This window comes from Corynebacterium vitaeruminis DSM 20294 (genome assembly GCF_000550805.1).
In the GTDB taxonomy this organism is placed as follows: Bacteria; Actinomycetota; Actinomycetes; order Mycobacteriales; family Mycobacteriaceae; genus Corynebacterium; species Corynebacterium vitaeruminis.
Map to the genome: position 1 here is coordinate 2,180,643 of NZ_CP004353.1, position 23,763 is coordinate 2,204,405.

Genomic DNA, 23,763 nt, shown 5'->3' on the forward strand with positions numbered 1-23,763 from the left:
AACTCGCGCGACCTGCGGAAACTAAGCTGTGGATAACTACTTAACCCCAACTTTCGTCTAGGTTGCGGCCTCCGGCGGCGGCGAGCTGAACACGGCCGAGACCCCCAGCGCGCCGGGGCCGCAGTGGATCGCGAGGGTCTCCTCCATGTCGGTGATCATGATGGAGGTGCGCTCGGCCAGCGCCTCCTGGAGCTGCTCCTCGAGCGCGCGGGCGGCCTCCTTGGCGTCGTACTGCTGAATGGCGATGAACGCCGGCTCGCCCTGGGCGCGGGCGCTGATGAGCTCGGTGAGCTTGGCCAGCGCCTTCGACTGCGTGCGGGTCTTTACGGCCAGCTCGATGCGGCCGCTATTTAGGTGCATGATCGGCTTGGTGGCAAGCGCCGTCGACAGCAGCGCCGTCGCCGCGGAGATGCGCCCGGACTTGCGCAGCTCGTCGATGCGGTGCAGGTAGAGCCAGGTCTCAGAGCGCAGAAGCGTGTCCTGGGCGAGGTCGACGCACTCGTCGAGGCCAGCCCCGTCGAGCGCCAGCCTAGCTGCCGCCATCGCCGCGGCACCCACCGCCATGCCGACGGAGTTGGTGTCGATGACCTGCACGGTCCCGTCGAACACACCCGCCGCGGTCACCGCGGCCGACCACGTCGAGGACAGCTCCTTCGACAGGTGCAGCGCCACCACCCCGTCGTCGGCGCCGCGCTCCAGCTGGCGGGCGTACGCCGCGGTCAGCTCGAGGGCGGACAGCCCGGAGGTGGACTGGTGGTCCCCCTCCTCGGAGACCAGGTGCAGGTCGACGACCGTGATGTCTAATTCCTTGACCACGTCCTCGGGCAGCCCCGAGGACGAGTCCGTGACGATTCGTACCGGCATGGGCCCCTACCTTCCTAGGGCCACACCCATGTTCCACCCGTCGAGGTACCACTGGGCACCGGCGACGTTGGAGGCGTCGAACATGGCAGAAGGCGGCACCTCGTCGCCCTGGCAGTCGGCGTCGTTGGAACCGACGAAGAACCGCGGGCGCGCCGTCAGCTGCGCCCAACAGGTGTTCCCCAGCCCGGAGAACATCGGGTACTGCCACACGCTCAGGTCGAGCAGGCTGGAGGTCAAGGCGCTGATCGTCCCGCCGTGGGCCACGACCAGCACGGTCGTGTTGTCCCACTCGTCGAAGGAGTGCATGAGCTCGTCGATGACCGAGCGCGCACGTCCCGCGACCTGCACCCGCGACTCGCCCTCCGGCGGGGCCCACGTGGCGTCGTGGCGCCAGGCGGCACGCGCCCCGGGGTACTCGGTGTCGACCTCCTGGTGGGTCTTGGCCTGCCACACGCCCAGGTTGGTTTCGCGCAGGCGGGGATCGATCTCGGGTTCGATCCCGACCGCGCGGCCGATGATCTCCGCGGTCACGCGCGCACGCGAGAGGTCGGAGCACAGGATCTTGCCGATCGGCTGGGTGGCCAGGTAGTCCGCCGCCATCTGCGCCTGCTCCACGCCGACCGCCGACAGCTCGGTGTCAAGGTGTCCTTGCATGCGTCGGGTGGCGTTGTAGTCGGTCTGTCCGTGGCGCAGCAACATTAAGCGGCGAGTCATGGCTTAGAGCTCGTCCTCCTCGGGCTCGGGCTCGGCGAGCGGGATCTCGTCGAGCGACTCGACAGCGCGGACATCGACGTCCTCGTCCCACTCGCCGGGGCGCTGCATCGTCTCCACGCCCTCCACCTCGAGCAGCGGGCAGTCGCGGTAGAGGCGGTCGAGGCCGTAGAAGTCGCGCTCGGTGTTGCGCTGGACGTGGATGACGAGCATGCCGTAGTCGAGCAGCACCCAGCGGTTCTCGCGGTTGCCCTCGCGGCGCTTCGGCTCCTCGCCGACGGCGGTGAGCTGGTCCTCGATCTCCTCGACGATGGCGCGCACCTGGCGCTCGTTGTCGGCGGAGGCGAGCACGAAGACCTCGGAGATCGCCATGACGTCGGAGACATCCAGCACGGCGATGTTGCTCGCCTGCTTTTCGTCGGCAGCCAGAGCAGCGATTTCAGCCAGCCGGATGGTGTCCTGAGATGCAGTCACAAATATGTCCTTATATGGGATCGATAGACAGACAAATAATACAGATTAAAGGCCATTTTCCCACGAATGGCGACGGGTTGCCTAACCGACGTGGGCAACATCGCCCAAATCGGGATCGGGGTCGCGCGCCTCGTCCACCCCACCCGGGTGGTACAGCCGCCGCTTGGCGATGTACTGCACGACCCCATCCGGCACGAGGTACCACACCGGCAGCCCCTCGCGGGCGCGCCGGCGGCAGCCGGTCGAGGAGATCGCCATCGCGGGGATCTCGATGAGCTCGACCTTCTCTCGCCGGTCGGCGGGCAGGAAGTCCTCGGTGAGCTCGTAGCCGGGCCGGGTCACGCCGACGAAGGTGGCCAGGTCCAGGACCTTCTCCCAGTCGCGCCAGCTTAAGATGCTCGACAGCGCGTCGGCGCCGGTGATGAAGAACAGCTCCGAGTCGGGGAACTGCCGCCGCAGGTCGACGAGCGTGTCGATCGTGTACGTCTCGCCGGGGCGGTCGATGTCGACGCGCGAGACCGTAAACCGCGGATTCGAGGCGGTGGCGATGACCGTCATGAGGTAGCGGTCCTCAGCAGAGGAGACCTCGCGGTCGGACTTCTGCCACGGGTTGCCGGTGGGCACGAACACCACGAGGTCGAGCGAGAAGCGCGCGGCCACCTCGCTCGCCGCCACGAGGTGACCGTGGTGGATCGGGTCGAAGGTGCCACCCATGATCCCCACGCGGCGCGGGGCTACAGTATTCATAGCCAAAAAGCCTAGCTTGTTGGCCACTTTGAGCGCCAACTTATTGCAGTTGCTTGTCGACGCCTACGGCCACCGACCTACGGGCGCGTCTGCCCCTGACCCTGCAGGATCCACTTGGTGGTGGTCAGCTCGGGCAGCGCCATGGGGCCGCGGGCGTGCAGCTTCTGCGTGGAGATGCCGATCTCCGCGCCCATGCCGTACTGCTCGCCGTCGGTAAACGCCGTGGAGGCGTTGATCATGACGGCGGCCGCGTCGACCTCGTCTGCGAAGCGCTGCGCGGTGGCGATTTTGCCGGTGGCGATCGCCTCGGTGTGCCCGGTGGTGTAGCGGCGGATGTGTGCCAGCGCCCCGTCGATGCCGTCGACAACCTTGGCGGCGATGTCGAAGGAGAGGTACTCGTCGGCCCAGTCCTGCTCCTCGGCCTGGACGACCTCGCTCGCGCCGAAGGCCTCGAGCTCGGCGACCTCCCCGTGGACGGTCACCCCGGCCTCCTGCAGGGCCTCGATGATCGCGAGCTTGTCGGAGTCCGCCAACGCAGCGTCAATAAGCACGGTCTCGGTGGCGTTGCACACCGAGCAGCGGCGCGTCTTGCCGTTGAGCAGCATGGCGATGCCCTGGCCTAGGTCCGCGACGTCGCGGTCGATGTAGAAGTGGCAGTTGCCGGTGCCGGTCTCGATGGTGGGCACGGTGGCACCCGTGACCACGGCCTCGATGAGCCCCGCGCCGCCGCGGGGGATGACCACGTCGACGAACCCGCGGGCGGTGATGAGGTCCTGGACGCTGTCGTGGCTATCGCAGGGAAGCAGCTGCACGGCCTCGGCGGGCAGGCCGTGGGCGGTGACCACGCGTTGCAAGATCTCGACGAGCTTCTCGTTCGAGGTGCGCGCCGACTTCGAGCCGCGCAGCAGCGCGACGTTGCCCGCCTTGAGCGCGAGCCCGAAGGCGTCGACGGTGACGTTGGGGCGCGCCTCATACACCATGCCCATCACGCCTAGGGGCACGCGCACCTGGCGCATCTGGATGCCGTTGGGCATGACGTGGCCCGCGACGACGACGCCGACGGGGTCGGCAAGGCCTGCCACCTGGCGCAGGCCGCCCGCGATCCCCTCGATGCGCCCCTCGTCGAGCTTGAGGCGGTCGATGAGCGACTCGCTCATGCCGCGGGCGCGGCCGGCGTCGATGTCGGCCTGGTTGGCGGCGATAATCTCCGCGGTGGCGCCCACGAGGGTCGCCGCCGCGTCCAGCAGGATCTCGTTTTTCTTATCGCTGGTGAGCTTGGCTAAAACGGGGGCCACGTCCTTGGCCGCGCGGGCCTTGGCCAAGACCTCCTCGCGCTCGGCCGCGCGCTCCGGGGAAAGTTCGCTAAATTGTTGATCAATCTTCATAACCCCCGAGTATAACCACCGGGGGTACCCGATCTACTCCCCGACCCAACCCCTAGGCGCGGGTGGCATAGTCGGAGAGGTAGTCGGCGTGCACCACCGGGCGCTGCATCCCCTCGGGCAGCTCGTCGCTGTGCTTGCCGAGCATCCCCTGCAGCACGTTCGAGTCGTAGTTGACCTCGCCGCGGCCGACGATCTGGCCGTCGGGATCGAGGATCTCCACGATCTCACCCGCGTGGAAGTCGCCGTCGATCTCCGTAATCCCCACCGCCAGCAGCGAGTGCCCGCTCGTGGTCACGGCCTTGACCGCGCCCGCGTCAATCCGCAGGCTACCCGTGGTGTCCGCCGCGTACAGCGCCCAGAACTTCCACGCAGACAGCCCGTTTTCCTTCGGGTGGAAGACCGTTCCCACGCTGGCGTCGTCAAGCGCCGCGCTGATGTTGCTTGCCGACGTCAACAGCACCGGAACCCCACCCCGCGACGCGAGCCTCGCGGAAGAGATCTTCGACCCCATCCCGCCGGTGCCCACGACGCCGCCGTCGCCGGCGACGACGCCCTTTAAGTCATTGCCGTCGCGGACCTGGGAGATAAACCGCGCGCCCGGCTCTGCGGGGTTCTTGTCGTAGAGCCCGTCGACGTCGGAGAGCAGGATGAGCGCGTCCGCGCCGACGAGGTTGGCGACGATCGCCGCCAGCCGGTCGTTGTCCCCGAAGCGCACCTCGGTGGTCGCGACCGTGTCGTTTTCGTTGATGATCGGCACCGCGCCCAGCTGGCGCAAGCGCTCGAGGGTGCGCTGGGCGTTGCGGGCACGCTCGCGCACGCCCGCGTCCGAGGCGGTGAGCAGCACCTGCGCGGTGACCACGCCGTAGTGCTTGAAGGACTCGCTCCACGTGTGCGCCAAGTGCACCTGCCCCACCGCCGCCGTGGCCTGCTTGGAGGCCAGGTCGGTCGGGCGCTTGTACAGCCCCAGCGGGCCCATGCCCGCGGCCACCGCGCCCGAGGAGACGACGATGAGGTCGCAGCCGCGCTCGATGCGCGCGTGCAGCGCGTCGACGATGCGGTTGATGCGCTGCGGGTCAACCCGGAAGTTCTTGCCCGTCAACGACGAGGACCCGATCTTGACCACGATCCGCCGCGCCTTCGAGATGTACTGGCGCAGCTCCTCCTCGGGCATGAACTGGCGGGCGGGGGCGGCAGGCGTTGCGGTCATAGACAGTTATCTTACAAGCGCGACCGCGCGCCACCCGCCGTAGGCGTCGGCAAGCGGCTAGCCCTGCCAGCGATCCTTGTTCGCGGACTCGCGGGTGATTTCCTGGTCGTCGCCGAAGTCGAACTCGTCGATGAGCCCGCGGCGCACCTGGGAGGCGCGCTTGCGTTCCTGGGCGGAGCGGCGGGTCGTGTGCGACAGGCGGATGTCCTGGCCGCGGCCGGTCAGCGTCGGGTCGACGCCCGCGGCCGTCATCGGCTCCCACTCGAAGGAGATCGGGCCGATGGAGACGGTGCAGCCCGCCTTCGCGCCCGCCTTGTAGAGCGCCTCCTCCACGCCGAGGCGGTTGAGGCGGTCGGCGAGGTAGCCCACGGCCTCGTCGTTTTCGAAGTCGGTCTGGAGGATCCAACGCTCCGGCTTCTCGCCCGAGACGATGAAGCCGCCCTCGATCTCCGGGTCCGGGGTGATGTCGAAGTCGTGGCCCTTGCCGCGCGCGTCGACGGCCTTCGGTCGCACGACGATCTTCTCCGCCTTCTGCTTCGGGCGCTTGCGGCGCGCCTCCTGCACGATCTCCAAGAGCTTGTAGCGCAGCGGGTCGAGCCCCTTACGGGCCACCGTGGAGATGATGAACACCGGCCAGCCGAACTGCTTCTCGAGGTCGTCCTTGACGAACTCCGCCAGCTCCTCGGCCTCCGGGATGTCCACCTTGTTGAGGATGATGATGCGCGGGCGGTCGCGCAGGTCGCCCAGGCCGGTGTCCTCGTCGAGCGCGCTCTGGTAGGCGGCCAGCTCGTTCTCGAGCGCCTCGATGTCGCTCGCCGGGTCGCGGCCGGGCTCCATCGTCGCGGTGTCCACCACGTGCGCGAGCACGGCGGTGCGCTCGATGTGCCGCAGGAAGTCCAGGCCCAGGCCCTTGCCCTCGGAGGCGCCGGGGATGAGCCCGGGCACGTCGGCGATGGTGAAGGTCTCGTGCCCCACCTCGACCACGCCGAGATTGGGCTGCAGGGTGGTAAACGGGTAGTCGCCGATCTTCGGCTTGGCGGCCGAGAGCACGGAGATGAGCGAGGACTTACCCGCCGACGGGAAGCCCACCAGGCCGACGTCGGCCATGGACTTCAGCTCGAGGACGATGTCATGCTGCTCCCCCGGCTCGCCCTTGAGCGCAAACCCGGGGGCCTTGCGGGCGGCCGACGCGAGCGCGGCGTTGCCGAGGCCGCCGAAGCCGCCCTTCGCGGCGATGAACTGCATGCCGACGGTGGTCAGGTCTGCGAGCGTCTCGCCCTGCTCGCTGAGCACCACGGTGCCCGCCGGAACCTCGAGGACCAGGTCCTCCCCGCGCGCGCCGTTGCGGTGGTCGCCCGCGCCGTTCGCCCCGCGCTGCGCCTTGATGTGCGGGCGGTAGTGCAGGTCGAGCAGGGTGTGGACCTGCGGGGAGACCTCCAAGACGATGTCTCCGCCGTGCCCGCCGTTGCCGCCGTCGGGGCCGCCGAGGGGCTTGAACTTCTCGCGGTGGATGGAGGCGCAGCCGTTGCCGCCGTCGCCTGCCGCCAGGTGCAAGACCACCCGGTCTACGAATCGTGCCATCTTTTCTTCCTCGTCACCTTCTGTCGGCCCGTCACCCGGCCTCGCGGGGTTCTCCCGCGTTTTTCTGTTTCATCCTACAGTCGTGTGGCAGCCGCCAAGCTGCGCAAACGCCCCCGAGTCCCGCACGCGGGTCCCGAGGGCGTTTATCTTAAGGCTTACAGCGAAGGCTTAGGCCTCGGCAGCCTCTGCAGCAGCCGGAACGATGTTCACGGTGCGACGGTTGCGCTTGATGGTGAACTCCACCGCGCCGTCGGCCAGTGCGAACAGGGTATCGTCGCCGCCACGGCCAACGTTCTCACCTGGGTGGAACTTGGTGCCGCGCTGACGGACGAGGATCTCGCCTGCGTTGACCTGCTGGCCACCGAAACGCTTAACACCAAGGCGCTTGGCGTTGGAATCGCGACCGTTGCTGGAGCTAGATGCACCCTTCTTGTGTGCCATTGGTTTTCCCTCCTCCGGGAATGATCTAGAAGGCTTAAGCCTTACTTGATACCGGTGATCTTGACCACGGTCAGCTGCTGACGGTGACCCTGACGCTTCTTGTAGCCGGTCTTGTTCTTGTACTTCATGATCTTGATCTTCGGGCCCTTAACGTGCTCGACGATCTCGCCCGCGACGCTCACCTTTGCGAGCTCCTCGGACTTAGAGGTTACATTTGCGCCATCGACGAGCAGAACCGGGGTGAGAGCCACGGAAGAACCCTGCTCACCCTCGATCTTCTCGACCTTGACGAGGTCACCTTCGGCAACCTTGTACTGCTTGCCGCCGGTCTTGACGATCGCGTACATACGAGGGCTACCCCTTATCTATTACTCGGGCCCGGGGCGCCAAGGGGCGCACCGAGCGGACGTAAAAACTTCTCTTAACTATTGCGTTTCAGGCGACGGTCCAGACCCCGCCTCGCACACACCGAAAACGGCTGCGGGCGAAAGGGATAGTCATCCTAAAACAGCGACTGTCAAAGACTACCCCTTTAGCACCGAAAAAGACAAACCGCGCTATCTTAGCCCCTTCGACGCACCGCGCGCCTGCGACCACGCCCGGAAGCGGGCTTGTCACTTACGTCACTGGTGTCCGCTTTCGCCACAGACGAGCGAGCGGAACTCTTCTTCACCTCGGTGTGTTCCTGCACCGCCGACCCGCCGCTGCGACGCACAGCGCGCCTGCGACCACGCGTTGGCTTTTCCTGCTTGTCGACGCCTACGGTTTCCGCCTCATTCACGATGGGCTGCGCCTCGGCCGCCGCCACCGGCTTGGTGGCGCGCTTCGCGCGGCGACGGCCGCGCGGGCGCTCGGGCTCCTCGGGGGTCTCCTGCGCCGGGGCCTCGTGGAAATCCTCGGGGCGCGGCGGGACGTCGGAAAGCGAATTGCCACGAACCTTGCGCTTGCGCCTGGGGCTCGCCTCGAACTCGGCGAGAGCGTCCTCGTAGGACTGGGACTTTCCTGCCTTCTCAACCTTTTCTTCGGCCGGCAGGTAGTCGGCGCCGCTAGGCTCGTCGGGGTCCTCCTCGTCGGCGCGCTCGACGGCGGCGTTGACGATGTCGAGCACCTCCGAGGTCTCCTCCTGCACCTCAGCTTCAACCTTGGCGCGGCGCGAGGAGCGCGACCCGCGGCGACGGCGACGCGGCGCGTGCTCGGTCTCCTCCGCGGGGGCCTCCTGCTCGACGACGACCGCCGCGGCGAGCTCCTCGATGCTCGGCTTGGCGGGCGCCTCCTCATGCTGCTCTGGCTCATCGTGGTGCATGGCCACCGCCGCCGGGTGCTGGGTGGGGTCCTGGTGACGAACCCCGTGCTGCTGCGCGGACTTGAACGGCGCGGCCTCGCGGTGCTCGACCGGGTCCTCGTGGATGATGACGCCGCGGCCCTCGCAGTGCTCGCACTCCGTGGAGAAGGTCTCAAGCAGGCCGGTGCCCAGGCGCTTGCGGGTCATCTGCACGAGCCCCAGCGACGTGACCTCGGAGATCTGGTGGCGGGTGCGGTCGCGGCCCAGGGTCTCCTTCAGGCGGCGGAGCACGAGGTCCTGATTCTCGGGCAGGACCATGTCGATGAAGTCGACGACGATCATGCCGCCCAGGTCGCGCAGGCGCATCTGGCGCACGATCTCCTCCGCGGCCTCGAGGTTGTTGCGGGTGACCGTCTCCTCCAGGTTGCCGCCGGAGCCGGTGAACTTGCCGGTGTTGACGTCGATGACGGTCATCGCCTCGGTGCGGTCGATGACCAAGGTGCCGCCGGACGGCAGCCACACTTTCCGCGACAGCGCCTTCTGGATCTGCTCGTTGACGCGGTGGACCTCAAACGCGTCGCGGCCATCGTGCTCCTCGCGGTCGAAGTGGGTCAGCCGCTCGACCAGCTCGGGTGCGACCGACTGGATGTAGGCGTGCACGGTGTTCCAGGCGCGCTTGCCGTCGACGATGAGCTCGCTGAAGTCCTCGTTGAACAGGTCACGGACGACCTTGACCAGCATGTTCGGCTCTTCGTACATGGTCACGGGCTTGGCGCCCTTGGAGCTGGTCTCCTTGGCCGTGCGCTCCTGGATCTGCTCCCACAGGGTGTGCAGGCGCCCGACGTCGGCCGCGATGGCCTCCTCGCTCACGCCCTCGGCGGCCGTGCGGATGATGACCCCGCCGTCGCCCGGGACGACCTTGCGCAGGATCTCCTTCAGACGCTTGCGCTCCGGCACGGGCAGCTTGCGGGAAATGCCCGCCGAGCGCCCGCCCGGGACGTAAACCAGGTAGCGGCCCGCGAGCGAGATCTGCGTGGTCAGGCGCGCGCCCTTGTGCCCGATCGGGTCCTTGGAGACCTGCACCAGCACCTGGTCGCCCGACTTCAACGCCTGCTCGATGCGGCGGTTCTTGCCGCCCAGACCAGCCTTGCGCCAGTTGACCTCGCCGGCGTAGAGCACGCCGTTGCGGCCCTTTCCGATGTCGATGAACGCCGCCTCCATGCTCGGCAGCACGTTCTGCACGCGGCCCAGGTAGATGTTGCCCACCATCGACGACTGCGTGTCCGAGGTGACGAAGTGCTCGACCAGCATGTCGTCCTCGAGCACGCCGACCTGGGTGACAAGACCCGGGTGGTCGATGCGCTCACGCTCGCGCACCACCATGGTGCGCTTGACGGACTCGCGGCGCGCCAAGAACTCGGCCTCGGAGACGACGTGGCGCTTCTTGCGGGACTCCTCGCGCAGCTCGACGCGGCGGCGGCGCTGCGCCTCCAGCCTCGTCGAGCCCTTGATCGCCAGCGGCTCCTCGATGGGGGCCTCTTCCTCGGCGTGCTCGGCCTCCTCGGCGCCGCGCCCGCGGCTGGTGCCTCGGCGACCGCGGCGGCGCTTGCGCGAAGAATCCTCGTCGGCGGGTTCTTCGTGCTCCTCGTCCTCGTCCGCGTAGTCGGAGGGCTCGTCGGCGGCCGGGGCCTCGACGACGGTCGGCGCGATAAACAGCGGGGTGGCGAAGCTCGTCTGGGCGGGCGCCGGGGTGATCTCCGGGGTCACGTCCTCGAGCGGCTCGGCGTCCTTTTCCTCCTCGACCTCCTCGAGGAACTCGGAGGCGACTCCCTCGGGTGCCTCGTCGGACTGGTCCTCGCTGAAGTCGAAGTCCTCGTCCGACTCCTCGGTGCCCACGAGCAGGCCGTTGCCGAGGCGCTCCTCGATGTCCTTGGCCACCTTCTCCTCGATCTGGTGGATCTCGTTCTCGACGTTCTTCTCCACGCGGTGACGCAGCTTGTCCTCGTCGACGGGGGCGTCCTCCTCAGGTGTTGCCTGCTGCAGCTCCCGGTTGACCTTTTCTTCGATCTGCGCGATCTCGTTGTCGACGTTCTTGCGCACGCGGTAGCGCAGCCGCTCCTCGTCCTGCGGCTCCGGGGCCTCCGAATCCTCGGCGGCGTAGGCGCCGAGGACCTTCTGCGCCTCCTCGAACGTGATGTTCGACTGCGCCACCTTGTTAATGCCCTGCTCCTTGAGCACGGAAACCACCTCGCGGGCGGTCACGCCCAGCTGCTTGGCGAGCGCGGACACGCGCATCTTCTCCGGCAGGTTTCCTGCGAGCTGCTCCAGCACGGGGCGCTCCACTGCGCTGCGCACGCTTTCCGACGCGGACGATTCAGCCACGGCCATCTCCCTATATTTATTTGTCCACCCCGCCTACTCCGGGCGCAGGCTGCGGATCGTTCAGGCAGCCGCCGCCACACGAAGTCAAGGGGTGAGACTCTCGTTGTGAACACTCTCAATTGCATAAGAGGGCGCAAGGTCCAGCGATCCAACACGCCGGCATAACCAGCATGGAGCGAACCGAACGCCCACTTGCGCCCATTGTCTCACACTTTGGCCCGACCTCGCGCCCACCCCCGGCGTGTCCGCCCCGCGCTGGGCGAGGCAGACGCCGCCGATAGGCGTCGGAAAGCTAGAGCAACTCGTTGAGGACCTCCGCGACGTGCTTGGCGCGCACGCCCGTACCCTGCTCGATCTGCGTGCGGCAGGAGAAGCCGTCCGCGATGACCTGGTCGCCGCGCGCGGCCGCCTCCCGGACCCGGGGGAACAGCTCGCGCTCGCCGAGGGCCAGCGACATCTCGGCGTGCCCCTTCTCGAAGCCCCAGTTTCCCGCCAGCCCGCAGCAACCGGTGGCGATCTGCTCCTCGTCGAAGCCGAGCGCCTCGAGGATCAGCCGGGAGTCCTCGTTGTGGCCGAGCGAGCGCTCGTGGCAGTGCACCTGGGTGAGCGCGCGGAAGTCGCCAGGGACGATTTCGCCGCGGTCGACCTTCTCCTTCAGCAGCGGCGCGACGAAGCCGGAGAAGCTCACCGTCGCCTTAGCCAGCCGCACCAGGTCCGGGTTGTCGTTGAGCTCGGTCATCTCCTTTTGGAGCATCACGGTGCAGCTCGGCTCGACGCCGACGACCGTGAGCCCGCGGTCGAGGTAGGGCTTCATCGCCTTCGCGGTGTGCTCGAGCACGCGCTTGGCCACGCCGAGTTGCCCGGTCGAATGCCAGGTCAGCCCGCAGCAGACGAATTCCTGCGGGATCTCTACCGTGTAGCCCAGCTTCTCGAGCACCTCCACCGCCGCCGTCGCGGGCGCGGTCCCCAGCGAGGAGTTGAAGGAGTCGGGCCACAGAACGACGGTCTTTTGCTTGTCGACGCCCGCGCTCGTATGCGTTTTATCCCACTTTCGCAGCGACGTATGCGCAAAGTGTATGAGCGGCCTGCGGGAATCCAGTCCGCCGACCCGCGCGATGAGCGTGGAGAGGTGCTTGGCCCCCATCGCCCAGTCGATGACCGTGGGCACGACCGGGATCTTGTGGGCGACGAACCCGGTCAGCGGCAGCCAACCCATCATGTAGTGCGCCATGGGGCGCACCTTGCCCTTGTAGTGCTCGTGGAGGAACTCCGCCTTGTAGGTGGCCATGTCGACGTTGACCGGGCACTCGCTCACGCACGCCTTGCACGACAGGCACAGGTCCAGCGACTCGGCCACCTCCTTCGAGGCGAAGCCGTCGGGAAGCGACTGCCCGCGGAACATCTCCGACAGCAGGCGTGCGCGGCCGCGGGTCGACAGCGTCTCGTCGCCGGTGATCTGGAAGCTCGGGCACATCGCCCCCTGCTCGGAGCGGCAGGCGGACACGCCCACGCAGCGGTTGACCGCGTTGACGAACGAGCCCTTGTCGCGCGGGAAGTGGTGCACCGGGGTGATCTCGTGGGCGCGCTGCCCCGGGCCCATGCGCAGGCCCTGGGTCACCGGGTCGGCCCAGACGAGCACGCCGGGGTTGAACACGCGCTCGGGGTCGAAGATGAGCTTGAAGCGCTCGAACAGCGCGCGCATCTTAGAGGAGTACATGCGGTCGAGCAGCTCGGAGCGGGCGCGCCCGTCGCCGTGCTCGCCGGACAGCGAGCCGTCATAGGAGGTGACCAGGTCGGCGGCGTCCTTCATGAAGGAGTAGAAGCGCTCCACTCCCTTGTCCGTGCCGAAGTCGAAGGAGATGCGCACGTGCACGCACCCCTCGCCGAAGTGCCCGAACGGGATGCCGCGCAGGCCGTAGCGGTCCATGAGCGCGTAGAGGTCGCGCAGGTAACTGGCGAGGTTCTCCGGCGGGACGGCGGAGTCCTCCCAGTTGGGCCAGGCCTCGCCGCCGTCGGGAAGCCTCGTCACGATGCCCGCCGACGCCTCGCGGATGCGCCACAACTCCCGCATCTCCTGCGGGTCGGTGACCACGATCGTATCGACCGTGGGCACCGCCTCCGCCACCTCGTGGGCCAGCCGCGTGGCCTCCTCGAGGTTGTCCGCGCCGACCTCGCAGTACAACCACCCGCCGGCGGGGATGCCCTTGCGGTTGCCGGGCAGGTTACCGCCCGCGGATTCCTGGCCGACCTTGCTGCGCAGCGCGTCGAGCAGGTCGCCGCCCATGCCCTCGATCGTGGCGACGTGGGGCAGGCGCAGCCTCGGCGCCGCGGCCGCCGCGTCGAAGACGGTGTCGAAGGCGAGCACGGCCAGCGCCTTGGCCTTAGGCACCTTGACGAGCTTGACGGTCAGCTGCGTGATGATCCCGAGCGTGCCCTCCGACCCGGCCACCGCCTTCGCGGCGTCGAAGCCGTGCTCGTCGAGCAGGTAGTGCAGCCCGTAGCCGGACACCTGCCGGGGAAAACGCCCCAGCTCCTGGCGGATGAGCTCCTCGTTGCCGCGGACCAGCCCGCGCAGGGCCTGGTCGATGTCGGGGTCGCTCGCGCCTCCCTTCGACAGCGTCACCGTACGGCCGTCGGCAAGCAAAAGCGTGACATCGACGAGGTTCTCCGCCGCCGTGCCCCACGCGACCGAGTGCGAGCCGCAGGCGTTGTTGGCCACCATGCCGCCCACGGTGCACCGCGAGTGCGTCGACGGGTCGGGCCCGTAGGTGAGCCCGTACTCGCTCACCGCGTCGCGCAGGGCGTCACAGACGACGCCGGGTTCCACCGTTGCCGTTTGCTTGTCGACGTCTATAGCCAGGATCCGCGAGAAGTAGCGGGAGGTATCGACGATGAGCCCCTCCCCGATCGCGTTGCCCGCCACCGAGGTGCCGCCGCCCCGGCCGACGATCGGCCACCCGTGCGCGCGGGCGACGTCAACGGCGTCGCGGACCTCCTCAAAAGTCTTGGGCTCCGCGACGGCCGCCGGCACGCGCCGGAAGATGGAGGCGTCGCTGACGTAGGCGGCGCGGGTGGTCATGTCGGTGCGCAGCCCGGCGCGCGCGTGCTTGGAGTAGACACTGGGGTCAAGGCGCGTGAACTGGGTCGTGTGCTCGATTGCTGGCTGGGAATTCATGGCGGGGCACCCACTCTCGAAAAGAACCGGTTACCTCTCAGCGTAGTAACTTCCTCGTTCCCCGGCGCCGGCTTGAGCTGGGAGTTTTCCTGAATCGTTTAGCCGAAGGTAAACGAGTAGAGGCTCAGCCCTCTCGAGGCCTCGATGGTGAGCACCTCGTCGATCTGGGTGTCCTGCTTGACCAGGTCGATGGTGCCGTCGCTAGTAACGTCGAAGGAGGGCTCGCTGCCGTCCGCCCGGCGTAGGGTGACGGTGCCGTGGCCGCTGACGACCAGCTGCACCCACTTGGCCTTGGCGGCGAGCAGGACCCGCGCGTCTTTCACCGCGGTGATGGACTCGCCGCCCAGGTTCCAGGTGCCAGCGAGCGAGTATTGGCCGTCGACCGGGGTGGTCTCGTCGAAGGTGACCTCACCGTCGCGGTACTGGTGCGGGCTGTGGGCGTAGTACTGGGCGCGCTTGGTGCCCAGGTAGGTCTCGGGGTTGCGCGACTGCGCCGGAGGTGAGGCCTGCACGCCGTCCTCGACGGGGTCTGGCAGCACGACGTGAGGGTTGGCCTGGGTGAGCAGCTCGCGCACGAGCGACTCGGTCTCCGCGTAGGCGCCCTCGCCCTCGTGGATCTGGCGCACCGCGCCGTGCGCGTCGACGAGGTAACGCGCCGGCCAGTAGCGGTCGTCGAAGTTGCGCCACGTGACGAACTCGTTGTCCTGAACCACCGGGTAGTGGATGCCCTGCTCGGCCATGGCGCGCTCGACGTTGGCGGTCTCGTGCTCGAAGGCGTACTCGGGGGAATGGATGCCGACGACGGTTAGGCCCGCGTCGCGGTACGCGTCGTAAAGCTTTGTCACGTGCTCGTTGGCGCGCTGGCAGTTGATGCACGCGTACGCCCAGAAGTCGACGAGCGTAACACCCGCGGTGCGCGGGTCGACCGGGCCGCCGCCCAGCCAGGTGCCCTCGGCAAGCGCGGGGACCGCGCCGCAGTCGCTGAGCCTCGAGGGGTCGGCCTTGCGGCAGTCCTTAAGCGACCCGCTCGCGGAAGGCGCGTCTACCTTCTCTCCCAGCGCCTCCTGCACGCCAGCGGTGTAGTCGGGAAGCGCCCGCTGGATGCGCTCGGGGGCGTTGGTGGCGATCGCCGCCGCCATGGCCAGCACCACCACGCCCGCGACGACTCGGAACGCGCGGTCGTGCCGGTGGAAGAAGTCGACCCGCTCCCCCACGCGATTACCGCCGACCGCGAAAGCGAGCAGGGGCACGGCCGCGCCCACGGCGAAGCCCAGCGTCATCGCAACCAGCCGCGCATCGACGCGGTCCGAGGCCGCCGCGACCGTGATCGCCGCGAGCACCGGCCCCGCGCACGGCACGTAGACCACGCCCATGGCCAGCCCCACGACGAACCCGCCCCTGCCGCGCGCCTTCTGCTGCAGGGAGCCGAAGCGGGGCAGCTTCTCGAACGGCGCCTCGAGCAGGCGGTAGAAGGAGGGCACGAGCATGCCGATGCCGACGAGCACGAGAAGCGCGATGCCCACCCAGCGCAGGGTATCCCGCGGCAGGCCGAGGGCGCTCAGTGCCGCGGCGCCGAGCAGGGTCGTCGCGGCGAAGCTCGTGACAAGGCCCGCGACGACGAGGTAGGGCCTGCTCCGGCTGCCGCCGGAGACCGCCAAGACGAGCGGGAGGACGGGCAGGATGCACGGCGAGATGCCGGTCACCGCCCCGCCGATGAGCCCCACGACGATTGCTTGCCACATGGTGTGTCTCCTTGAAGTTTCTCGTGCCAGGCGCTTTACCCGCATCGCTGCCGAGCCCGCGGCCTGGCGCCAACGTGTACAAGGTGTTTCGGCGCGGAGGGGCCCGCCGGATTGGAAACCGCTGCCGCTAGGCCGGCGCGGGCCCGCGCCTGCCCCCTCAAGCCGCCCCCTTAAGCTGGGGTGATGAAAAAGTTGATAACTTTCCCAATCCGATGACGCCGGTGGCTACGATGTTCTTTGTGACGCCGCGCCCCGCGCCGCGCACCGAAACATTCGCTCGGGCCGATCTCGTGATCACCCACACTTTTCTCGAGGAGAAGAATATGAAGAACGTCCGCATTGCCGCCGCTGCCCTGGCACTCGCCGTCGCTACCACCGGGCTTGCCGCGTGCTCCAACTCCCAGAAGGATTCCCAGACCGGCTCCGTCGACACCGCCACCTCCGCCAAGATGACGGCCACCAAGTCCTCCAGCGCCTCCGAGACCTCCGACGCCATGGAGTCCGACTCCATGATGAGCGACGAGATGTCCATGTCCGACTCCATGGAGCCCTCCAGCGCCATGATGATGAGCTCCGAAGCCGCCACCAACTAATCCATGGCCCCGCTCTCGTCCACCAGGCAGGTCGCTGATGGCCTCTTGGTCGAGGCCGGAAGGGGCAGCACCGAGGCTTTTAGCCAGCTTTACGACGCCTACGGCCCCCGCGCCATGGGCGTCGCTATGCATGTCTTGCGAAACCGCGAGCACGCCGAAGAGGTGGTCCAGGAGGTCTTCGTGGAGGTTTGGCGCAAGGCGCCTACCTACGATCCCGACAAGGGAAGCGCCGCGGGCTGGATCCTGCGGCTCGCTCACTCGCGCGCCATCGACCGGCTGCGGTCGATCATCGCCGCCGCGGAACGCGACGAGCGCGACGCGATGCTGGAGGCCACCACCCGGTTCACCGTCGTCGAGGACGACGCGCTCGGCAACGTTGAGGGCGAGCGGCTGCGCCGAGCGGTCGACTCCATCGGCGAGCCGCACCGCACGGCCGTCATGCTCGCCTTCTTCGCGGGCCTAAGCCACTCCGAGCTCGCCGAGCACACCGGCGTAGCACTCGGCACCGCGAAGACCCGCGTGCGCGACGTCCTGAAGAAGCTCAAGGCCCTGGTTGGGAAGGAGGCCCTGTCGTGAACAACGACGAAGCATACGACTTCGATCGCGAAAGCGCCGACGCCCTGCTCGGGGCGGTTCCCCCGGTCGCCCCCGCGAGGGGCTCAAGGACGAGATCATGGCCGCGGTCGCGGCCCCGCAGCACTCGGGCAGGGTGATCCCCTTCCCGCGGCGGCCCTTCGCCGCCGTTGCCGCTGCCGTCCTGCTCATCGCGGGCGGGCTCTCTCTGCCGCCGCTTCTCGATGACAACCAGCAGGCGCAGAACGCCGCCTCGGGCGAGGAGGCGATGCACGAGATCATGGGCGCCAGCGACGTCGTCAGTGCCAACCTCGACGCCTCCGGCGCATCGCTTTCCATCGTGTCCTCGACCTCGATGGACAAGGCGGGCGCCATGGTCGACGGCGAGCCCGCCCTTGCCGACGGCATGGGCGCCCAGGTCTGGAGCGTCGACGACCAAGGCGAGCTCACCTCCGCCGGGGTCATCGGCCAGGACCCGCACGAGGACGTGTGGATGCCCTTCGACTCCCACGGGTCACAGGTGATCGTCACCGAGGAGCCAGCGGCTGGCAGCACGCAGCCGACCGGGCGCGTGCTGGCCCAGGTGCGGCTGTAGGCCCCAGGCATAGCGAAAGCCCACGACCACTCGGTCGTGGGCTTTTACTATGGGCAGGTCGCCTTAGAGGTTCGGGAACCAGATGCCGATCTCGCGCTCGGCGGACTCAGGAGAGTCGGAGCCGTGGACGACGTTCTCGGCCACGTTCAGCGCGAAGTCGCCGCGGATGGTGCCGGGGGTCGCCTTGGCCACCGGATCCGTGCCGCCGGCCAGCTGACGCCAGGCGTCGATGGCGCGGTCGCCCTCGACGACGCCGGCGACGAGCGGCGCGGAGGTGATGAACTCGACCAGCTCGCCGAAGAACGGCTTGTCGGCGTGCTCGGCGTAGTGCTTCTCGGCGGTCTCGCGGTCGGCGACGCGCAGGTCCATGGCCACGAGCTTGAGGCCCTTGCGCTCGATGCGGGCGATGATCTCGCCGACGTGGCCGTTGGCGACGCCGTCCGGCTTGATAAGGATCAGGGTACGTTCAGTCATAGTGAGGTACTTTACAGTTTGCCTTTTCCCCGCGCACCCCAAGGGTTGTAGCGAGGCGCGGGTCACACCCGGCCGCTACACCTGCTAGAACGGGCGATCCTTGCCCGCCTCGCCGAGCTCGATGCCGTAGGCGTCGGCAAGCGCGGAAACCGCCTGGTGCGCCTGCTCGTCGGTGATCCCCCTGCACCACAGGTGCGTCTGCGTGATCGCGCCGCGCTCATCGCCCAGGCGCAGCATCGCGGCGATCTCCTCGCGCTGCTTGTCGGTGTAGCTCACCGAGTACTCGCCGTACTCCCTGCCACGCTGCACGAGCGCCAGCACTACCGCCGCGCAGGCCAAGAAGATGGCGATGAGCGCCGGGACGTCGAGCCCGGCAAGCTTTGCCGCCACCGCGAGCAGACACAAGACGGCGGCGAGCAGGAAGAGGGTTCTGGTACGCATGGGGCCTTTTGAAGTACAAAGAAACTATGGTCAACGTTGAGATTATCGCACCCCGCGACGTCCCGCTGGGCGGCCTTCGCTCCATGGAGGTGCGCCGCACGCTCCCGCACCGCGCCCGCCCCACCATCGGCGCGTGGTGCTTCATCGATCATTACGGCCCCGAGCGGCTCACCATGGACGTCGCGCCGCATCCACACAGCGGCCTGCAGACCGTTTCTTGGCTTTTCGACGGTCACATCTCGCACCACGATTCCGCGGGGCACCACCTGCCCGTGCGGCCCGGCGAGCTCGTGCTGATGACCGCGGGGAGAGGCATCAGTCACTCGGAGGTCGCCGTCGACCAGATGCTCCACGGCGCCCAGCTGTGGACCGCGCTTCCCGACGCCCACCGCTTCGATGCCCCGCGCGTCGACCGCTACCGCCCCGCCCCGGTGGAGGCCGACGGCGCGACGCTGCTGGTCTTCCTCGGCACGCTGGCCGGAAGCACCTCCCCGGTGCGCGCGGCGACGCCGCTGGTGGGCGCAGAGATTCGACTTCCGGCGGGCACGCGGCTTTCCCTGCCCGTCAACGAGTCCTTCGAGCACGGGGTACTCGTGGACTCGGGCCGTATGGCCGTCGAGAAGCGAAACGTGCACCCAGGAGAGCTCGCCTATACCGGCGTCGGCGCGAGCGAGCTGCTGTTGGAGGCGGAGACCGATTCGCGGGCGCTGCTGCTGGGCGGCGAGCCGTTTCAGGAGGAGTTCGTGATGTGGTGGAATTTCCTGGGGCGCACGCACGAGGAGGTCGCCGAGTATCAGCGGGAGTGGAACGCGGGCGGCGGGCGATTTGGCGTGACCGAGGGGTACGAGAACCCGCTCGGCGGGCTGGGGCGCATCCCCGCCCCGCAGCTGCCGACGGTGCGCATGCGCCCGCGCAGGCTTGCCGAGCCGGTGGCCCGCCTGCGCTAATGAATCTCCGGTCACCCCCGGCCTTTCTAAAACGATTTCTGCTATTTTCTTGGGGTAGCCTAAACTAATTTCGCTTGCGCCGCTCGGCGCTCGAATCCCCTGTCCCCCAAGGAATCCGAATGTCAATCACCAAGCGCGTGTGCGCGACCATCGCGGCGGTTGCCGCCATGTCCCTCGCCGCCTGCGGCGCCTCCGAGACCGTAACCGAGCCCACCTCGGCCGCCAGCGGCGAGGGCCACACCAGCTACCCGCTCACCATCGAGAACTGCGGCCAGAGCGTCACCTTCGACAAGGCCCCGGAGCGCACCGTCTCGCTCGACCAGGGAAGCACGGAGATCCTTCTCTCCCTGGGGCTCGAGGACAAGGTCGTCGGCACCGCGTCGTGGACCGACCCCATCCTCCCCAGCCTCGAGGAGGCGAACGCCGAGGTTCCGCGCCTTGCCGATAACGCCCCCACCTACGAGGTCGTGATGGGCACCGACCCCGACTTCGTGACCGCCTCCTTCGCGCGCCACTACAAGACCGAGGGCGGCGTTGCCTCCCGCGAGCGTTTCGCCGAGACGAACATCAATACCTTCCTCTCCCCCACCGACTGCGAAGGTTCCAAGACGATCAACGGCGGTGGCACCCGCTCCGTCGCGCTCACCGAGGACAAGGTCTACGAGGAGATCTCCACCCTGGCGGAGATCTTCGACGTGCAGTCCCGCGGCGAGGAGCTCATCAGCGAGCTCAAGTCGCGTGCCGACGCAGCCACCAAGGACATCAACGGCTCCGGCCAGACGGTCGCCTACTGGTTCGCCGACACCAAGACGCCGTATGTCGCCGGAGGCCTCGGCTCTGCGGCGATCCTGTCAAACAAGACGGGGCTTAAGAACGTCTTCGCGGACACCGCCGACGACTGGCCCGCAGTCGGCTGGGAAACCGTCGTGGAAAAGAACCCGCAGATCCTCGTGCTCGGCGATCTGCTTCGCGACCGTTTTCCCGGCGATCGACTCGACGACAAGGAAGAATTCCTGGCCAGCGACCCGCTGACCTCCACGATGGACGCGGTCAAGAACGAGCGATACATCGCTTTGCACGGCGCCGAGATGAACCCCTCCATCCGGTTCGTCGACGGGCTTGAGAAGATCTCCGCCTACCTCAAGGAACACCCCCAGAACTAGCCGGCTACCCAGCACCGCTAGAAGGAAGATTGTATCTCCTCCATGCTTGATACTCACGTACCAGAGTCCGCGACGACCGCACCGGCGGCCGCGTCGCGGTTTCCCCGCATCTCACCGTTTACCCTGATCGTCGTGGCCAGCTCGCTGGTGTTGCTCGCCTTCTCGGTCGGCGTGGCAATCACACTCGGCCCAGCGAGCGTTTCGCTTGTCAACGTCCGCGACATCGTGCTCAATCACTTAGCAGGAGCGGACATCCCCGTCAAAGCGTCGAAGGACGCAATCGTGTGGGAGGATCGCCTCCCGAGGGCACTCATCGCGGCCTGCTGCGGCGCTGGCCTTGCGCTCTGCGGCGTCATCATGCAGTCCCTTTTGAAGAACGCGCTTGCAGACCCTTACGTTCTGGGTATTTCCTCGGGCGCTTCGACCGGTGCCGTCGTCATCGGTGTCCTCGGGCTCGGCTCGGTGTCCTTGGGGCTCTCCGTCGGTGCTTTTGTCGGCGCTCTCGTCAGCTTCGCCGTGGTTCTGCTGCTTTCAAGGCTCTCCGGGGGTTCGTCCTCCAAGGTGATCCTCGCGGGCGTGGCGACGACACAGCTTTTCTCCGCACTGACCTCCCTCATCGTGTTTGCCTTCGCGGACTCTGATGAGACCCGGGGCGTCATGTTTTGGCTGTTGGGCTCGCTCGAAGGGGTTCGGTGGAACGACGTCGTCTTGTGCGTGGTGGTGGTCATTGCCGCGACCATCGTGTGCGTGTATTTCGCCTACGTGCTCGATGCGTTCACCTTCGGCGAGGAGGTAGCGCATTCGCTCGGCATCAACGTCGGCGCGGCCAGGATCGCATTTCTCACGTTGACTGCCCTGCTGACCGCCACCCTAGTGTCCGTGGCCGGAGCGATCGGATTCATCGGGCTCGTTCTCCCGCATGCCGGCCGCCTTGTCGTCGGCTCTGCCCACTCTCGACTCATTCCCGTGACCATTGTCTTCGGTGCGATATTCATGGTCTGGGTGGATGCATTCTCCCGCGTTTTGTTTTCTCCCACTCCCCTCCCGGCGGGCGTGGGAACGGCACTGATCGGTGTCCCCGTCTTCATCGCGTTGCTGATCCGCAAGAAGGGGGTGTGAGATGACCCTTCGCGCGAAGGATTTGGTGTGGGATCGAGGAGGAAATCTCGTGGTCAACGGGGTCAGCCTCGACCCTCACGACGGCGAAACCATCGGGTTGCTCGGGCCGAATGGCTCGGGCAAGTCCTCCCTCCTGCGGTTGATGGCGGGCATGGCACAACCTACGTCCGGTGAGGTTTTGTTTGCGGAGAAGCCTTTGGCGTCGACAAGCAAAAAGCAACGTGCTCGGGCGATCGCCGTGGTTTCGCAGCATGCGGACACCATCGTCGACATCAACGTCCTCGAGGCCGTGAAACTTGGGCGAATCCCCCACCGCGGGACTTTCGGCGGCGACCCGGTACGTGACGCCGAAGCGGTCGAGCGCGCGCTTGAACGCACGGGGCTCATCCAGCTCAAGGACAAGCCCTGGCACAAGCTCTCGGGCGGCGAAAGGCAGCGCGTCCAGATCGCACGCGCGCTCGCTCAGGAGCCCACCCAGTTGCTCCTGGATGAGCCGACCAATCACCTAGACATCAAGCACCAGCTCGAGCTGCTCCGGCTGGTTGTCGCGCTGCCGCTCACCTCCATCATCGCCATCCACGACCTCAATCTCGCGGCGCTGTTCTGCGACCGAGTCGTCGTCTTGCGTTCCGGCGAGCTGGTCGCCGCCGGCCGCCCCGCCGACGTGCTGACTCCCGCCCTCATTCGCGATGTCTACGAGGTGGAGGCCAGCGTCGAGCCGCTCGGGGCGGGTAGGGTGCGGATTAACTACGCGGTGTAGGCACCGTCGCCAGCGGCCCCTCCGGGAACGTCACGACTTCCTCCCCGTCGTGCAGGATCCAGGTGTCGACCCCGGCGGCGTCGATGGTGACGCTGACCTGGTTGCGTGTTTTCATGTTGTGGTGGTGCTGGCACAGGCAGTGCAGGTTGCGCGGGCTGGTCGCACCGCCCTCCCCGTGCGGGATGACGTGGTCGATCTGGCAGTGCTCGGCGTCCACCGAGCAGCCCGGGTAGCGGCAGCTCCCGTCGCGGCCCTTGACGAAGGCGCGCATGGTAGCGGGCGGCCCGTAGGTGTCCGACTCCGCGGTGGACATCGGCTTCACCTTCGTCACCAGCAGCTTCTTGGCCTGCGCGGGGCTAAGCCAGCCCACCTCCGGCAAGTAGGCGACCCCGTCCGGCGAGACGTAGAGGTTCAGGTGCGCCTTGGCCTTTTGCTCACCGGCTACGAGACGTCGGAACGCTTCTGCGAGATCGCAGGCGTGTTTGCGCATGAACGCTCTCAAGCCCTTGTGTATGAACGCACCCTCGATGTCGTCGAAGGAGAATGCGAAGCGGAATCGCTGGCGCTCGTCGATGCGCACGGACCCCGTCGGCTTCTTCTCCGGCGGCGCGAGCGGCTCCGCTTGATGCATGAGGATGATCTTTCTAATGCGGTTTCCTAGCGCCGCTGCCAGCACAAATGCCTCGCTGGGCACGCGTGGCCGAAGCATCGCCGCGCAGGCGCCGTCGACCTCGTTGCGCGCGTCGTCACTCACCCCGCGCAGCTTGTTGGCCATGGCTATGAGCCGATCGACGTCGATGTGACCGTGCTTGATCGCCTCCCCGATGACCTTGGGAAATCGCCGCAACACGATGAGTGCGTGAACGATTGCACGGATCCTCGCTTTCGATTTCACGACCTCCTTCTTGATGGCCGACACGATCTGCTCGGCGTTGCGCCCCTCTGCAAGCTGCTCCTCCACGAAGGGCAGCCACTCGGTCAGAAGCTTGCGGTTGTAGTCGGTATCCGTCTGCGCCAGCGCGACCGACGAGCGGCTCGCAGCAAAATATGCGTTATCCATTTCTTCCTTTTCGCTTATCGACGACCATGGTCGGTCGCCTCTTGCCC

General features: G+C 67.4%; 22 protein-coding genes. 7 read left to right on the forward strand and 15 right to left on the reverse strand.

Annotation, left to right across the window (positions count from 1 at the left end):
- Positions 1-57 precede the first annotated feature (57 nt).
- From B843_RS09905 to B843_RS09960, 12 genes are all read right to left on the reverse strand, one after another.
- Complete coding sequence (locus B843_RS09905; protein ID WP_038595456.1) at positions 58-864, reverse strand: DegV family protein; 807 nt, start codon at positions 862-864, stop codon at positions 58-60.
- A 6-nt stretch (positions 865-870) separates the two neighbouring features.
- Complete coding sequence (locus B843_RS09910) at positions 871-1,578, reverse strand: histidine phosphatase family protein (RefSeq protein ID WP_025253356.1); 708 nt, start codon at positions 1,576-1,578, stop codon at positions 871-873.
- Positions 1,579-1,581: 3 nt separating this feature from the next.
- The gene (rsfS, locus tag B843_RS09915; RefSeq protein ID WP_025253357.1) at positions 1,582-2,049 is read right to left on the reverse strand and encodes a ribosome silencing factor; all 468 of its coding nucleotides are present in this window, start codon (positions 2,047-2,049) and stop codon (positions 1,582-1,584) included.
- 81 nt (positions 2,050-2,130) lie between these two features.
- The gene (nadD, locus tag B843_RS09920) at positions 2,131-2,796 is read right to left on the reverse strand and encodes a nicotinate-nucleotide adenylyltransferase (protein WP_025253358.1); all 666 of its coding nucleotides are present in this window, start codon (positions 2,794-2,796) and stop codon (positions 2,131-2,133) included.
- Positions 2,797-2,873: 77 nt separating this feature from the next.
- Positions 2,874-4,181 (reverse strand): glutamate-5-semialdehyde dehydrogenase, encoded by a 1,308-nt coding sequence (locus B843_RS09925; protein WP_025253359.1) that lies wholly within the window; start codon positions 4,179-4,181, stop codon positions 2,874-2,876.
- Positions 4,182-4,233: 52 nt separating this feature from the next.
- Positions 4,234-5,352 (reverse strand): glutamate 5-kinase, encoded by a 1,119-nt coding sequence (gene proB, locus B843_RS09930; protein WP_034649666.1) that lies wholly within the window; start codon positions 5,350-5,352, stop codon positions 4,234-4,236.
- 93 nt (positions 5,353-5,445) lie between these two features.
- Positions 5,446-6,969, reverse strand: coding sequence for a GTPase ObgE (gene obgE / locus B843_RS09935; protein ID WP_025253361.1), 1,524 nt, complete (start codon positions 6,967-6,969; stop codon positions 5,446-5,448).
- Positions 6,970-7,137: 168 nt separating this feature from the next.
- The gene (rpmA, locus tag B843_RS09940; protein ID WP_025253362.1) at positions 7,138-7,410 is read right to left on the reverse strand and encodes a 50S ribosomal protein L27; all 273 of its coding nucleotides are present in this window, start codon (positions 7,408-7,410) and stop codon (positions 7,138-7,140) included.
- A gap of 41 nt (positions 7,411-7,451) precedes the next feature.
- A complete protein-coding gene (gene rplU, locus B843_RS09945; protein WP_025253363.1) occupies positions 7,452-7,757 on the reverse strand; it encodes a 50S ribosomal protein L21 in 306 nt (101 codons plus the stop codon).
- Positions 7,758-7,972: 215 nt separating this feature from the next.
- Positions 7,973-11,080: a translation initiation factor IF-2 N-terminal domain-containing protein gene (locus B843_RS09950; RefSeq protein WP_081751562.1), complete on the reverse strand. Its 3,108-nt coding sequence runs from the start codon at positions 11,078-11,080 to the stop codon at positions 7,973-7,975.
- Between the two features lie 286 nt (positions 11,081-11,366).
- Positions 11,367-14,231 (reverse strand): FAD-binding and (Fe-S)-binding domain-containing protein, encoded by a 2,865-nt coding sequence (locus tag B843_RS09955; RefSeq protein WP_038596140.1) that lies wholly within the window; start codon positions 14,229-14,231, stop codon positions 11,367-11,369.
- A gap of 116 nt (positions 14,232-14,347) precedes the next feature.
- Positions 14,348-15,991 (reverse strand): cytochrome c biogenesis protein CcdA, encoded by a 1,644-nt coding sequence (locus tag B843_RS09960; RefSeq protein ID WP_025253365.1) that lies wholly within the window; start codon positions 15,989-15,991, stop codon positions 14,348-14,350.
- Positions 15,992-16,314: 323 nt separating this feature from the next.
- Here B843_RS09960 and B843_RS09965 point away from each other — a divergent pair, with 323 nt between their 5' ends.
- The 3 genes from B843_RS09965 (at position 16,315) to B843_RS09975 (ending at position 17,752) form a co-directional block, all read left to right on the forward strand.
- Entirely contained in the window at positions 16,315-16,584 is a 270-nt protein-coding gene (locus B843_RS09965; RefSeq protein ID WP_155895142.1) for a hypothetical protein, read from the forward strand.
- 3 nt (positions 16,585-16,587) lie between these two features.
- Entirely contained in the window at positions 16,588-17,160 is a 573-nt protein-coding gene (locus B843_RS09970; RefSeq protein WP_034649501.1) for a sigma-70 family RNA polymerase sigma factor, read from the forward strand.
- A 97-nt stretch (positions 17,161-17,257) separates the two neighbouring features.
- The gene (locus B843_RS09975) at positions 17,258-17,752 is read left to right on the forward strand and encodes an anti-sigma factor (RefSeq protein WP_155895143.1); all 495 of its coding nucleotides are present in this window, start codon (positions 17,258-17,260) and stop codon (positions 17,750-17,752) included.
- A 63-nt stretch (positions 17,753-17,815) separates the two neighbouring features.
- Here B843_RS09975 and ndk read toward each other — a convergent pair whose 3' ends face one another.
- A complete protein-coding gene (ndk, locus tag B843_RS09980; protein ID WP_025253366.1) occupies positions 17,816-18,226 on the reverse strand; it encodes a nucleoside-diphosphate kinase in 411 nt (136 codons plus the stop codon).
- An 84-nt stretch (positions 18,227-18,310) separates the two neighbouring features.
- Entirely contained in the window at positions 18,311-18,667 is a 357-nt protein-coding gene (locus B843_RS09985; RefSeq protein WP_025253367.1) for a hypothetical protein, read from the reverse strand.
- A 26-nt stretch (positions 18,668-18,693) separates the two neighbouring features.
- Between B843_RS09985 and B843_RS09990 the strand changes: the two genes are divergently transcribed.
- The 4 genes from B843_RS09990 to B843_RS10005 all read left to right on the forward strand — a co-directional run bounded on the left by B843_RS09990 (position 18,694) and on the right by B843_RS10005 (position 22,656).
- Positions 18,694-19,614: a pirin family protein gene (locus B843_RS09990; RefSeq protein WP_025253368.1), complete on the forward strand. Its 921-nt coding sequence runs from the start codon at positions 18,694-18,696 to the stop codon at positions 19,612-19,614.
- Positions 19,615-19,733: 119 nt separating this feature from the next.
- Positions 19,734-20,777, forward strand: a complete 1,044-nt coding sequence (locus tag B843_RS09995; RefSeq protein ID WP_025253369.1) for an ABC transporter substrate-binding protein — start codon at positions 19,734-19,736, stop codon at positions 20,775-20,777.
- A 42-nt stretch (positions 20,778-20,819) separates the two neighbouring features.
- Complete coding sequence (locus B843_RS10000; protein WP_081751563.1) at positions 20,820-21,896, forward strand: FecCD family ABC transporter permease; 1,077 nt, start codon at positions 20,820-20,822, stop codon at positions 21,894-21,896.
- 1 nt (position 21,897) lies between these two features.
- A complete protein-coding gene (locus B843_RS10005) occupies positions 21,898-22,656 on the forward strand; it encodes an ABC transporter ATP-binding protein (protein ID WP_025253371.1) in 759 nt (252 codons plus the stop codon).
- Here the strand turns inward: B843_RS10005 and B843_RS13295 are convergent.
- On the reverse strand, positions 22,640-23,716 hold the full coding sequence (locus tag B843_RS13295; protein WP_025253372.1) for an HNH endonuclease signature motif containing protein: 1,077 nt from the start codon (positions 23,714-23,716) through the stop codon (positions 22,640-22,642). The genes B843_RS10005 and B843_RS13295 overlap by 17 nt on opposite strands.
- Positions 23,717-23,763 lie beyond the last annotated feature (47 nt).

Bases quoted from the DNA above. Each gene is read 5' to 3' on its own strand.
- B843_RS09925 (WP_025253359.1), bottom strand. From the start codon at position 4,181: ATGAAGATTGATCAACAATTTAGCGAACTTTCCCCGGAGCGCGCGGCC.
- obgE (WP_025253361.1), bottom strand. From the start codon at position 6,969: ATGGCACGATTCGTAGACCGGGTGGTCTTGCACCTGGCGGCAGGCGAC.
- rplU (WP_025253363.1), bottom strand. From the start codon at position 7,757: ATGTACGCGATCGTCAAGACCGGCGGCAAGCAGTACAAGGTTGCCGAA.
- B843_RS09975 (WP_155895143.1), top strand. From the start codon at position 17,258: ATGGCCGCGGTCGCGGCCCCGCAGCACTCGGGCAGGGTGATCCCCTTC.
- B843_RS09965 (WP_155895142.1), top strand. From the start codon at position 16,315: ATGAAGAACGTCCGCATTGCCGCCGCTGCCCTGGCACTCGCCGTCGCT.
- B843_RS09985 (WP_025253367.1), bottom strand. From the start codon at position 18,667: ATGCGTACCAGAACCCTCTTCCTGCTCGCCGCCGTCTTGTGTCTGCTC.
- B843_RS09950 (WP_081751562.1), bottom strand. From the start codon at position 11,080: ATGGCCGTGGCTGAATCGTCCGCGTCGGAAAGCGTGCGCAGCGCAGTG.
- B843_RS09990 (WP_025253368.1), top strand. From the start codon at position 18,694: ATGGTCAACGTTGAGATTATCGCACCCCGCGACGTCCCGCTGGGCGGC.
- B843_RS09910 (WP_025253356.1), bottom strand. From the start codon at position 1,578: ATGACTCGCCGCTTAATGTTGCTGCGCCACGGACAGACCGACTACAAC.
- rpmA (WP_025253362.1), bottom strand. From the start codon at position 7,410: ATGGCACACAAGAAGGGTGCATCTAGCTCCAGCAACGGTCGCGATTCC.
- B843_RS09995 (WP_025253369.1), top strand. From the start codon at position 19,734: ATGTCAATCACCAAGCGCGTGTGCGCGACCATCGCGGCGGTTGCCGCC.
- B843_RS09970 (WP_034649501.1), top strand. From the start codon at position 16,588: ATGGCCCCGCTCTCGTCCACCAGGCAGGTCGCTGATGGCCTCTTGGTC.
- B843_RS13295 (WP_025253372.1), bottom strand. From the start codon at position 23,716: ATGGATAACGCATATTTTGCTGCGAGCCGCTCGTCGGTCGCGCTGGCG.
- B843_RS10005 (WP_025253371.1), top strand. From the start codon at position 21,898: ATGACCCTTCGCGCGAAGGATTTGGTGTGGGATCGAGGAGGAAATCTC.
- B843_RS09960 (WP_025253365.1), bottom strand. From the start codon at position 15,991: ATGTGGCAAGCAATCGTCGTGGGGCTCATCGGCGGGGCGGTGACCGGC.
- proB (WP_034649666.1), bottom strand. From the start codon at position 5,352: ATGCCCGAGGAGGAGCTGCGCCAGTACATCTCGAAGGCGCGGCGGATC.
- B843_RS10000 (WP_081751563.1), top strand. From the start codon at position 20,820: ATGCTTGATACTCACGTACCAGAGTCCGCGACGACCGCACCGGCGGCC.
- B843_RS09905 (WP_038595456.1), bottom strand. From the start codon at position 864: ATGCCGGTACGAATCGTCACGGACTCGTCCTCGGGGCTGCCCGAGGAC.
- ndk (WP_025253366.1), bottom strand. From the start codon at position 18,226: ATGACTGAACGTACCCTGATCCTTATCAAGCCGGACGGCGTCGCCAAC.
- nadD (WP_025253358.1), bottom strand. From the start codon at position 2,796: ATGAATACTGTAGCCCCGCGCCGCGTGGGGATCATGGGTGGCACCTTC.